This window comes from Pedobacter roseus (assembly GCF_014395225.1).
GTDB lineage: Bacteria > Bacteroidota > Bacteroidia > Sphingobacteriales > Sphingobacteriaceae > Pedobacter > Pedobacter roseus.
Window position 1 is genome coordinate 5,552,970 of the sequence record NZ_CP060723.1, and the last position, 13,137, is coordinate 5,566,106.

Below are 13,137 nucleotides of genomic sequence, written 5' to 3' on the forward strand. Positions count from 1 at the left end.
GATAAACCGGAAACAAACAACAACCTCAGTAACCAAACTTTCTTACTAACAAATTATGATGAAAAAACTACTTTTTAGTTTTATCGGTATCATTATGCTGTCTGCTCAAATTTTTGCACAGCAGATCATTACCGGTAAGGTCAGCTCTGCTGACGGACCCATTCCCGGCGTCTCCATACGGGTAAAAGGGAGCAGCACCGTTTCGCAAACCAACAATACCGGAAATTATTCCATTAAAGCATCAAAAACAGATGTCTTGGTGTTCTCCTATGTTGGGTACAAAACTATAGAGCGTGCTATAGGCGCCAACACGGCCATTAATGTTACGCTTATCTCCGATGCCAGCAACCTGAACGAGGTGGTTGTAACGGCCTATGGTATTGACCGTGATGTTAAATCGTTGGGTTATTCTACGCCAAAAGTTTCGGGAGCAGAAGTGGCAGAAACCCAAAGGAACGATTTTTTTGGCGGTCTGCAGGGGCGGGTACCGGGTTTATCGATCAACAGTACCAATGGCAACCCCGGTGCTTCTGCGCAGATTGTTTTGCGGGGTTTTGTGTCTATTAGTGGCGATAACAATGCGCTGATTGTAGTAGATGGGGTTCCGATCAATAACAGCACATTAAACCAAACCAGAGAACTTGTATCGGGCGCGGCAAACAGAGATCAGGATTATTCAAACAGGGGTATGGATATCAATCCCAACGATATCGAAAGTTATGTGATTATGAAAGGCCCCGAAGCTACCGCGTTATATGGGAGTGCAGGGGCCAGTGGCGCCATTTTAATCACTACAAAAAAAGGCAAAGCAGGTCGTGGAAGCATCAATTATAGCAACTCGTTTAGGGTAGAGCAATTGAATAAATTTCCGGAAATACAGACCAAATACAATACCGGGGTATCTAATGGAGTTTACGATGGCGGTTCGTCTAACTTTTTTGGCCCAGCATTTCTACCAAATACACCGCTTTACGATAACATCCATAATTTTTTCGAAACAGGTTTTACGCAAAAACACAATTTATCATTTGAGGGCGGAACCGATAAATTCTCCTACCGCTGGTCTAATGAATATACTGATTCGAAGGGAACCATTCCTACAACGAGTTATACCCGCATTTCTTCAAGGGTAACCGCAGTAGGTACCATTTCGCCTGTTTTAAAACTAACCACTACCTTCAATTACATCAATTCTAACAACGATAAAGCCAATAAAGGTGCTAATGGTTCGCTATTGCAGTTGATGCGTTTTAGCTCTGCATATAACGTTCAGGATTATCAGGATGCCAACGGAAACCGGCTTTTACACCTGGCAAGCATTTATTCAGAGTTTGATAATCCCCTTTGGGATGTGGTTAAAAACGTAAATAATGATAAAGTTAACCGTTTGATTGCCAATACCAACATAGAGCTGACGCCTTTAAAATGGCTGCGTATTAACGGAATCATTGGGGCAGATATTGCCAATACCAAAGGTTTATCAGTATATCATGCCCAATCTTACCGTGGTTCGGGTTCGGCTGCTGCCCCAACAGGTGGTGCGGTAATGACTTACGACCAATTGGCCAAAGTATTTAACGGATCGTTAACCGCTTCAGCCAAACATAAATTTGGCGATTTTAACAATACTTATGTGATTGGTGCAACTTTTAACGATTACAATTCTACCACCGACTCCCAGCGTGGAACGAACATGTACGATCCTAATTTTTACAGCATTAACAACACCCTGCCTACTACACAGCGTACATTAACTTATGTAAACCGTTACCGCACGGTGGGTGCTTTTGCACAGGCCATTTTGGGTTATAAAACCTTACTGTATTTAACCTTATCAGGCAGGGTTGATGGTGCTTCTCGCCTGATGCCTAACAATCCATATTTTGCTTATCCATCTGCAAGTTTGGCCTTTAATTTTACCGATCTGGCCAGTGTTAAAACTGCTATGCCCTGGCTGGATAATGGTAAGTTAAGAGCTTCTTATGCTTTAACAGGTAAGGAGCCATGGAGGGAATATTCAACCGGTACGAATTACGAGGCTAAAAGGTTTACTGGCGGTGGTTATGCTTATTCGTACTATGGCGGTAATCCGAATTTAAAACCTGAGGTATCAGAAAATTTCGAAATCGGTACTGAAATGCAGTTCCTGAAAAACCGTATCGGACTGGATTTTAACTATTACAACCTGTTGAGTAAAGATCAGATCATTAATCCGCGTTTAAGTTATGGTACAGGTTTCGTTTTAGAGATGATGAACGGCGGTACCGTACGTAACCGTGGTATCGAAGTGCAGTTAACCGGTAACCCGATAAAGGGGAAAGATTTTAGCTGGAATACTACTTTAAACTTTACCCGTAACCGTGGTGTGGTATTATCGCTTGCAAATGAACTTCCAGAACTTTACGAATCTGATACCTGGGTGGTTGGCGACATTAGAAGTGCAGTGCATCCGGGTTACAGCACAGGTGCCATCAGCGGTACCAGGTTTGCCCGTAATGATAGAGGTGATATTCTGATCAACCCATCATCAGGTTTGCCATCGGTTACCGATACTCAGTTTTATCCAATCGGCGACAGAAATCCAAAATTTACTTTGGGTTTTGTAAACAGGTTTAGCTATAAAGGCTTTAATCTCTCTTTCTTATGGGATTTCAGGTATGGAGGCGATGTGGTTAACGGTACCGAATATGCTTCTTACATTAAAGGAATCAGTGTTAAGACATTGGACAGGGAAGTGCCGAGGATTATTACCGGTGTGTTGAATGATGGTTTGCAGAACACCGCAAACCCAACAGTTAATACCATTTCTGTAACACCATATTATGCTTCTAACTATTATTCTTTAAATGTTGCGCCAGAGATGTTCGTAGAAAAGAATATCAACACGCTCCGTTTAAGGGATGTTACTTTGGCTTACGATTTTCCTCCGTCATTGGTTAAGCGTATCGGATTTATTCAAAGCTTTGGTGCCTTTTTTACGGTTACCGATTCTATTTTGATTACCAATTATTCTGGTGGAGATCCGGAGAGTAACTCAAATTCACCGGGTGTGGGCGGTATTGGTGGTTACGGTATTGATTATGGTAATGTGGGTAAGCCGATTGGTTTCAACGTAGGATTTAGGGTTAAATTATAGCGAATAACATGAAAAGATTATATAAATTATATATTGCTGCGGCAATATTGTTAATGGCCGGAGGATGTAAAAAATACCTTGATATCAATACCAATCCTGCTGTGCCACAAACCAGTAAAGCGGAATTACTACTTCCGCCGATTTTATTCCAGATGACGAACGGAACCTCGCAGGATTACCGTTTTATTTGGAAAATTACACAAAATCTTATCGGAGCATCAACTGATGATGGATCTATTGCTTTTGAAAAACACACTTTTATCCGTTCAAGTGATAATGGAGGGGTAATCTGGAGGATGACTTATGTCGATTTGGGTTTGAATCTCGAGAATTTGATTAATGATGCCGTTGCCAACCAAAAGTATGAATACGCGGCAATTGGTTACGCCATTAAAGCCTGGGCTTACCAGCAAACAACCGATCTGCATGGGCCGATTATTTTAGATGAAGCTTTTACTCCTGGGATGTTAAAATTTCCTTACCATGATCAACCGGAAGTTTATGCAAAAGTGCGTTTCTATTGCGAGCAGTCGCTAAAATATTCCATGATGAAAAGTCCGTTAAACTATGCTACGCAATTGGCCAGTGTTACCGGAGATGGGATTTATAAGGGAGATATGGCGAAATGGAGAAAATTTGTATATGCCATTTATGCATTGCAGTATAGCCATTTGATCAGCAAGCCTGAGTTTAAAACCATGTATGCGGATAGTGTGGTTAAATACACCAATTTATCTTTTGCTAATGAAGCAGAATCTGCAACGGTTTATTTTTCGGCTGCCAGTCAGGATGATACCAATCCTTTTGGTCCAACATTAGGTTATATCAACACTTCCGGTACAACTTCTGCTTATTATGGAAGGATTTCTACCACCATCTTAAATTATCTTGCAGGTGGAGTGAAGGGGACGCCTGCGGTAAACCCAACAAGCTCGCTTGATCCGCGTTTAAGCAGAATGTTGCCTGCAAGTACAGCGACCACTACTTTAGGCAGGTACATTGCCGGTGTTCCAACCCAGGGTAGCAGTACATCTGCGCTGCCAATTGTTTTCGGATCAATACCTGCAGGTGCTACTACCTATAACGGAAAATATATTTTTGCCGATGCTGCCAGGTATCCGATCATGACCTATTCGCAATTGCGCTTTGCTAAAGCAGAGGCGTTATTTTTACAGGGTAAAACCACAGATGCCTATACCGCATACAAAGAGGGTATTTCGGGGCACATGGTTTTTTGCAATACCTATGGCCGTTCTTCCAAAACGCCCGATCCGCTAATTACCGATGCTGAGATTAATGCCTATTTAACTTCTACCGAAGTAGCGCAAAGCGCAGCAACTTTAACGCTGGCTGATATTATGGGGCAGAAATACATTGCACAATGGGGATGGGCCGGTTTGGAGCAATGGAATGACCTCAGGAAATACCATTACGACGCCAATGTTTTCAGGCAGTTTTATCAGATTCCGGCAGCAGATCTTTTGTTGGGTGGTAAATATGCTTACCGTTTCAGGCCGCGTTATAATTCAGAGTATGTATGGAATACCGAGGAATTACGCAAGTGGGGTGGATTGGATATTGATTATATGACTAAAGAAACCTGGTTTAGTCAGCCGTAAAGTTTTATTTTAAAGCATATTAACATGAAGATATTTTCTAATTTATTTGCCTGCCTGTTTATTGCCATGGCTTTAACAGGTTGTACTAAAAATGTACTCGATTATGGCGAAACCGAAAAGTTGACCAGCGATCAGGCATTGTTGAAGGTAAATTACGCCTCCTATTATTATAACAATAGGGCGATAGCCATTAAAATTAACGATAAAAGGGTAAGTAGTGTAATTACTGCCCGTACACCATTTCCGGGTGGTGGGTACAATACCGGCGGGAGTTCTACTGCTGATTTTCTTGCGGTAAACCCGGGCAATTTGAAACTCTCCATTATCCTTCCTAAGAAGAAAGATGACGGAACAGATTCGCTGGTACTGTACAGCACTACGTTTCAGATCCAGGCGGGCAAAAACTATGTTGCCCACATTACAGATACTGCTGCTTTTACCAAAAATGTATTAACGGAAGAAAGTTTCGTTAGGCCTGATACGGCATATTGTAAATACAGGTTTATCAACCTGATGCCTAATGTTCCATCGGTAGATCTGTATTATGGAACCAGTGCAACTGATAACACAAAAGACTCGCTGATTGCTGGTAATGTAAACTATCTGAACATTACCAATGAAATTAAACTAAGGTCGGCGCAATCAAAAACCTGGAAAATAAGGCCAGCTGGAGCGGCCATCACCACAACAACGGTTTTGGCGAATTATACCAGTGCGAGTACCTTTTTAAACCAAAGGGTTTATACCATTTTTGCCAGTGGTTATAATGGCATTACTACTGCGCCGCGCAGGCCTTATGTATCCTTCTTTCTAATCAGGTAATTCCTTTTTTTTGTTTGGTTCAGGCCGTCGCTAAATTTTAGCGGCGGCTTTTTTTGTTAAAAATAAATTTTATTAAGTAGACCAGAACCTATTTAATTGCGCTTTTGTGCGGCTTTTTGCAATAATATCAAACTAATTACAATATATACCCCCTAAATATTTGTAAATAAGTGGAAAACAATTATGATATTTACTTAAAATTCAGGAATATGCGGTATTCTGCGTGTTTGTGAATCCAAACTAACAACAAACATCATTAACTAGTGTTTATGAAAAAAAAATTACTATCAATCTTTCTTGGTGTGTTTTTGCTGCTGGCCCAAGCTGTTGCGCAACAAACCACCATTACAGGTAAGGTTACATCAGATGATGGGCCTGTACCAGGGGTTTCTGTAAGGGTTAAAGGCAGCAATACTGTTGCACAAACTAATGCCGACGGAAGTTACTCCATTAGTGCCGCAAACGGCAGCATACTGGTATTTTCTTATATCGGTTATGTAACCGCCGAAAAAACAGTTGGCACTGCCAAAACCATCAATGTAAGTCTAAAAACCGATGCACAAGGATTGGATGATGTAGTTGTGGTGGGTTATGGAACCCAGCGCAAAGGTAATCTAACCGGTGCTGTTTCTACCATTGATGTAAAAAAGACTTTGGAAGGCAGGCCGATTGCTGACGTAGGCAGGGCGCTTCAGGGGGCGGCATCAGGTTTAAGTGTAACCGTTCCAAGTGGCGAAATTGGCTCAGACCCGGTAATTAAAATCAGGGGGCAGCTTGCTTCCTTCGCCGGAGGAAGTTCTCCTTTAATTTTATTGGATAACGTAGAAATCCCGAGTATCCAATTGGTTAACCCTAACGATATTGCATCAATTACAATTTTGAAAGATGCTGCTGCTGCTTCAATTTATGGTGCTAAGGCAGCTTTTGGTGTGGTATTGATTACCACTAAACAGGGTTCGGGTACGGATAAGCCATCCATCAGTTATTCTAATAATTTTTCATTCCAAAACGTTTGGAAAGATTTAAAAATGGCTGATGTGAACGGGTTGAAATACACTGTTGACGCTGCTGAACGTGTGGGAGTAACCACTCCGGTTGGTGCATTTTACTATGTTGATAGGGCAAGTTATGAAAAAGCAGTCGCCTGGAAAGAAAAATATGGAAGTACAATCGGTCCAGACGATCCTACCGTGTTTGGAAGAGATTGGTATGTGCAGGGTGCTAACCTGAAAATGGGCGTGCGGACTTATGATCCTTACGACTATATGATCAAAGAATGGGCGCCTACACAGCAACACAACCTATCAGTTGGTGGTACAACTGGAAAAACGTCGTATAATATCGGACTTGGCCTGCTCGATCAGAGTGGTATGTTAAAGCCAGCTAAGGAAGACCGTTTTACACGTTATAATGCTTCGTTTAAGATCTCAAGTGAAATTAATAAGTATCTTACTATTCGTGGAGGTGCACTTTATTCAAGAAGAAATAAGCAATATGCCTATACCACCAATTCTACAACTGCCGATCCATGGTTGTATCTATATAGATGGAGTTCGCTATATCCACTAGGCAGGGATGAAAATGGAGATATGATTCGCAGTCCCGAAAGCGAAGTGGCTTCAGCAAATACGGCCAACATCTTATTAAATTATGCCAATGTAAATTTAGGAACTACAGTAAACATCATGAAAAACTGGAAGGTAGATTTTGATTATACCTTTACCAACCAGAATGAAGATTGGAAAAGACCGGGCACAAGGTTTACCGCTAGAAACTCATGGGTGGCACCTAAAGCACGTTTAGATGCAAGTGGCGCACCTGTTTTTGTAAATGATCAGGGGCAGGTAGTATCAGGCACAACAGCTGGTGCCATGGCTGCTTACGATTTGTCGTTGGATATGTATACCACACCTGGTTCAAGTCCCGATCATTACGCAAGGTCGGCAACCAACTTTTTTAGCCATACCATTAATGCCTTTACCACCTATAATTTAAACCTGAAAGAAAATCACGATTTTAAATTTATTTTAGGATTAAACCGCGTTACTTCTACTGCTGAGTCGCAGTTTGGGCAGATCACCAATTTAGCAGATATCATTAATCCACAGTTTAAATTTGGTACAGGGGTTCAAACAGTTCTTCCTGCTACAGCAGCGATGGGCATTATTCCGGGTGGAATCAGTATTCCTGGTGCTGATAAAAGATGGGAAGCACAATTGGGTTATTTCGGACGTGTAAACTATGCCTTTAAAAATAAGTACCTTATTGAAGGTAACCTGCGTTACGATGGTTCTTCTAAATTCCCTACAGATTTACAGTGGAGATGGTTTCCATCATTCTCTGCCGGGTGGGTAGCCAGCGAAGAAAGTTTTATGGCCTTTACCAAACCTTTTTTAAATCAGTTAAAATTTAGAGGGTCTTGGGGTTCAATCGGTGATCAAACTGTACCAAACGGCTTGTATATTTCAACCATGCCTAGCGGACAGTCGAGCTGGATCGGAGCAAACGGTGCAAAAGTAAATTATGTAGGTACACCTGCTGCTGTTGCCGCCAATATTCAATGGCAGGATATTGTAACCACCAACTTTGGTCTTGATGCAACGATGCTGAACAACAAAGTAAATGTCTCTTTTGACCTTTTCAAAAGAAATACAAATAATATGATCGTGCCCGAAGAGGGTATTCCGCTAACTTTTGGAGCCGGCGCACCACAAGGTAATTATGGTTCACTATCAACCAGGGGCTGGGAATTAACCTTTGATTTTAACCATAGGTTTAAAAATGGTTTAGGTATCAATTTCAAAGGAAATATTTCTGACGCCAAAACTAAATTAAACGCTTATGGTTCCGGTACGCAGGTTATCGGCAACTACAATGGTAAAGATATTGGCGAAATCTGGGGATACCGTACGGATAGGTTGTATCAAACCAGCGATTTTGAATTGGATGGATCGGGCAAACCGATTTTAATTACACTAACCAATGCCGAAAGCAAATTGAACGCAGGTAAGCAGACCTATAAACTAAAAGCAGGACCAAATGGCGAAAAGCCTGTTTATCAGCCATTTTTACAAAACGCATCAACGTTCCGCTTTGGCCCGGGTGATGTTAAGTTCATCGATGTAAATGGTGATGGAGAAATCAGCAATGGAGATGGTACTTTAGCCAACCATGGCGATTTAGAGGTAATCGGAAATTCCAATCCAAGGTACGAATACGGATTTAGATTGGGTGCCGATTTTAAAGGTGTTGATATCAGTGCATTTTTCCAAGGAGTAGGAAGCCGCAAAATTTGGGGTGCAGGATTTTTAGCCATCCCAGGATTTAACTCTGCCGATGGAGCCATGCCAGAAGCAATTGCGGGTAACTACTGGACACCGCAAACACCAGATGCATTTTATCCTGCTGCTTACAACAACGCGGCTAGCGGAACTACCAATAACATGCAGGTTCAAGACAGGTATCTGTTAAATATGGCCTACATCAGGTTAAAAAATTTAACAGTTGGTTATACTTTCCCGCAAATGATGACCAAAAAAGTTGGCATCAGTTCGCTTAGGGTATATACCGCCTTGGAAAATTTCTTTACCTGGGATCATTTAGGCGATTTGCCTATCGATCCTGAAAGTGTTAGCGGTTATTCAATCTGGGATCAGTCAAATTACAATAGTGGCCGTACCGGAACAGGAATCCCTGCTTTTAAAAGTATCTCGTTTGGTGTTCAGTTGAATTTTTAAAAATTATGAAAATGAAATATTTTAAATACATATATGGATTGCCAGTTTTGGCTTGTCTACTGCTTGTATCTTGTAATAAAGATGTTTTAGACCGTCCGCCCTTAACAGATTATGTTGATGGACAATTTTGGCGTGGTGAAGATGACATCCGCATGTATGCCAACGCTTATTATACCAACTATTTTAATGGATATAACTCTGGCTTTGGAGTAGATTATACACCCGTAAGAGGTTACACTTTCTCGGATGATTTAACCGGAAAAAATGCACAAACCAGCTTTGAAAGCAGTGTGCCTACCTCAAGAGGATCTACATTGGAAACTGCTGATTGGCTTGGTACTTATGCAGGTCCAACTTGGGATTTTGCCTGGGTTAGAAAATCAAATGTAATGTTGGCGCGCTTAAACGATGTGGCAAAACCAAAAATTACTGCAGAAGCTTTTAATCACTGGACAGCCGTTGCCCGTTTTTTTAGGGGCTTTGAGTATAGTCGTTTGGTGAGTGTTTTTGGAGATGTACCTTACTTTGATAAAGAAGTTTCGGATACCGATCTGCCAGCTTTATACAAAGATAGAGATGCAAGGGGTGTGGTGATGGATAAGGTGTACGATGATTTTAAATATGTAATGGCCAACATGCGTGATAATGATGGAGCACAGTTTCTGAATAAATATATTGCCGCTGCATTTATTTCGAGGTTTATGTTGTTCGAAGGAACGTATGAGCATTACCATGGCTTAGATGCAGCAAGAGCAAAAAAATATTTAGAATTTGCTGTAGAAGCAGGTGATTATGTAATCAATAGCAACAAATATAACTTTACCCGCGATTTTAAATCATTGTTCTCAAGCGATAATTTAGCAGGGCATCCGGAAGTATTACTTTACAGGACTTATGATGCTGCTTTAGCCGTTACGCACAGTATTGGTTCGTACCAAAACGGAACCGAAGTAGTTGGTGTTGATGCCAATTTGGTTTTGATCAAATCTTTCCTCCTTAATGATGGAAAAGTATGGCAAAATTCATCGGTTGCGGGTGCAAATTCATTTACCATTGCCGATTTGGTGAAAACAAGAGACCCACGTTTCGAAGCTTCGTTTTATGATAAAGCCCTGGTGCCTTCTGCAACTCTGCTTTATGGTTTTAAATTTGCTTCAAGAGAGGCACTTACTTATATCGGAAAAACCTATCCTGCCGCTTGGGGCAGTAATACAAATACAAGTGATGCACCTGTAATGCGTTTGGCAGAAGTGGTACTAAACTGGATAGAGGCAAAAGCGGTATTGGCTCAATATTATTCAGGTACAGCCATCACACAATCCGATCTCAATAAATCAATAAATGCCATTAGGAACCGTCCGTTAGATGCTGCGGCCTCCGCAAAAGGAGTGTTAAAAACAGCACCGTTAACTTTAGGTTCTCTTCCCGTTGATCCCGCTAAAGATGCCGATGTTCCTGATCTGATCTGGGAAATCCGTAGGGAGCGCCGCATGGAGTTTGTGTTTGAGCATACCCGTTTATTGGATTTAAAACGCTGGAAAAAATTAAATAACATGGATTTCAGTACCAATTCTGATTATTATTTGGGCCCATGGGTTAATGTACAAACCGAAGCCGCAAGTTATTTAACAGCTGCAAATGCAACTGCCCGAAACGTTAAGGTTAAAAAGGCTGATGGCACTATTGTTACTTATGATGGTACAAATGCTGCAGCCATGGTAGGTTACTGGATGGTTACCAATGCGGCAAATAGAAATGCTTTTACAGATAGGGCATATTTATCGCCGGTAGGGCAGGCACAAATTATTCAATATCAGGAAAAAGGCTTTAAACTTACGCAAACCATAGGTTGGTAGTATTTAAGTTATTTTAAGTTTGATATAACCTCCTCAAATTAATTTTTGAGGAGGTTTTTTTATAATTGTTATTTGATTCTTAACCACACTACTTTACCATCCATGGTGCTGGCAAGGATATTTTTACTGTCGATCACATTTACCGTATTGATCATTGAATTATCAATTTTGTGTGCCCAAACCGTACTTTGCTGTTTAGGGTCAATGGCGTAAATCACGCCGTTTTTTGTGCCGAAAAACACCTTTCCATCTTTTTCGATTAACATGGAAGGAACGTGCTCATAACCAAAACCAGCATTGTAGCGCCATAAAATACCTGGATCTTGCGACTGTGCTTTGTAGGCCACAATTTCATCCTGCATGGTTTTGCCGTAAATAACAGTGCTATCTGCAGACTGGCCAATCGATTCGCGGACCGTAGCTTCTTTGTTCCGCCATAACGTACTACCGTTTTTTGCATCAATGGCCGTTAAATAACGGTCTGGAGCAGCAATATACACTATACCCTGGTAAGCAACTGGCGTTACCATCGCCGGCGAAAACATCCTGTTAGGCTGTCCATTGTTCCATTTCCAGAGCAGATTCCCTGTGTTAATATCGAGGGCGTAAAGATGCCTGCCCCACGATCCAAAAATAATTTTGCCCTGGTAAATAAGTGGTTTGCCTACAATTGTACCCTCAACTGCTGCAAAAGCCCAGATTTCTTTTCCTGTTTTAGCATCCAGGGCCCTAAAAGTATTATCACTTCCACCAATAAATACCTGTTGGCCGTTAACCACTGGCGATCCCAGTACCGAATTCGTCGTTTCCTTATGCCAGATTTCTTTTCCGTTTTTTGCATTTAGCGCATAAATGGTTCCATCTCCCGAACCTAAAATAACGGTTCCGTTTACTGCTACGGGAGAAGAGTAGATGGCACCTTTGGTTTTAAATGTCCATACTTTTTTGCCGGTATTCTTGTTTAAGGCCTCTACCAAACCCAAACTGTTTCCAAAAATAACATTGTTCGAAGCGTAGGTTGGGGTATTTACCACGTTAGCATTTGAGTGGTAAGACCAGAGCGTTTTTGTTGCGGGATATTTATTGTTGAGGGCAAAATCGGGGCGCTCATATTTTTTCTGATCGGCTGCAAAAGTTTTCAAAGCAATTTTTCGCCAGGCTGGAAGGATATCCTGCGTCGGTTTTTTGGTCTGAAAAAATACCGTGTCTTTAGTCATACTCACAATATTGTATCCGCCAATGCTATCTTTCGCCCTTAAATTAGAACGACCCATAGTAGCTTCAATGCCTTCAAAATTGTAAGGGTGATTATTGTGGCCATGACCACATATCGCGTATTGAATGTTGTATTTCTTCAAACGGTCTGTGGCTTCATACCAGTTGTCTAAACTATTATCAAGTGGGTAGTGGTTGGCAAAAACTATGGGCATGTTTTTAGGTGTGGCTTTAAGCACGCTATCCAGCCAAACCGTAGCATCCCTTGGAATATGTCCGTCACTCATCCGTACATAAGGCCCCGAAGCACAGGCAATAAAACGGTAGCCATTATGGTCGAAAACAAACTTATCGCCGCCAAATTCTTTTATGAAATTTACACCTCCCGATTCCGACCAACCTGTATCGTGGTTACCTGGGATAATGTGGTAAGGTTTGTTTAATTTGGAAAGGATGTCTTTTGCCAGTTTAAGTTCATTATTGGTGCCCATTTCGGTAATGTCACCAGTAATAATTACAAAATCAATATCTTTTAATGTGTTAAGGTCTGCAACGGTTCTGTTGAGGTCTTCTTCCCCTGTCGGCGAACCCACATGTGTATCAGTTACAAAAGCATATTTAAAATTCTGTGCTTTTACAGAGAGCGATAAGAGAATAGCAAACAGTAAAAGAATGCGGTGTTTCATAGTTGTTTTTTGTTAAATTGTTTTACTATAAAAATCGACATTTTTTAGGGCTTAAACGGGCTTGTA

6 protein-coding genes are annotated in these 13,137 nt (G+C 41.3%); 5 read left to right on the top strand and 1 reads right to left on the bottom strand.

Annotated features, from left to right (window positions below; translation table 11 throughout):
• Positions 1-55 precede the first annotated feature (55 nt).
• The 5 genes from H9L23_RS22945 (at position 56) to H9L23_RS22965 (ending at position 11,170) form a co-directional block, all read left to right on the top strand.
• Positions 56-3,136 (top strand): SusC/RagA family TonB-linked outer membrane protein, encoded by a 3,081-nt coding sequence (locus H9L23_RS22945; RefSeq protein ID WP_187592492.1) that lies wholly within the window; start codon positions 56-58, stop codon positions 3,134-3,136.
• A gap of 8 nt (positions 3,137-3,144) precedes the next feature.
• A complete protein-coding gene (locus H9L23_RS22950; protein WP_246474767.1) occupies positions 3,145-4,755 on the top strand; it encodes a SusD/RagB family nutrient-binding outer membrane lipoprotein in 1,611 nt (536 codons plus the stop codon).
• A gap of 24 nt (positions 4,756-4,779) precedes the next feature.
• The gene (locus H9L23_RS22955; RefSeq protein ID WP_187592493.1) at positions 4,780-5,577 is read left to right on the top strand and encodes a DUF4397 domain-containing protein; all 798 of its coding nucleotides are present in this window, start codon (positions 4,780-4,782) and stop codon (positions 5,575-5,577) included.
• Between the two features lie 269 nt (positions 5,578-5,846).
• Complete coding sequence (locus H9L23_RS22960; RefSeq protein ID WP_187592494.1) at positions 5,847-9,314, top strand: SusC/RagA family TonB-linked outer membrane protein; 3,468 nt, start codon at positions 5,847-5,849, stop codon at positions 9,312-9,314.
• A gap of 11 nt (positions 9,315-9,325) precedes the next feature.
• Positions 9,326-11,170 (top strand): RagB/SusD family nutrient uptake outer membrane protein, encoded by a 1,845-nt coding sequence (locus H9L23_RS22965; protein WP_187592495.1) that lies wholly within the window; start codon positions 9,326-9,328, stop codon positions 11,168-11,170.
• 68 nt (positions 11,171-11,238) lie between these two features.
• On the opposite strand, the gene H9L23_RS22970 is transcribed toward H9L23_RS22965, so the two are convergent.
• Complete coding sequence (locus H9L23_RS22970) at positions 11,239-13,071, bottom strand: outer membrane protein assembly factor BamB family protein (protein WP_187592496.1); 1,833 nt, start codon at positions 13,069-13,071, stop codon at positions 11,239-11,241.
• Positions 13,072-13,137: the final 66 nt, after the last annotated feature.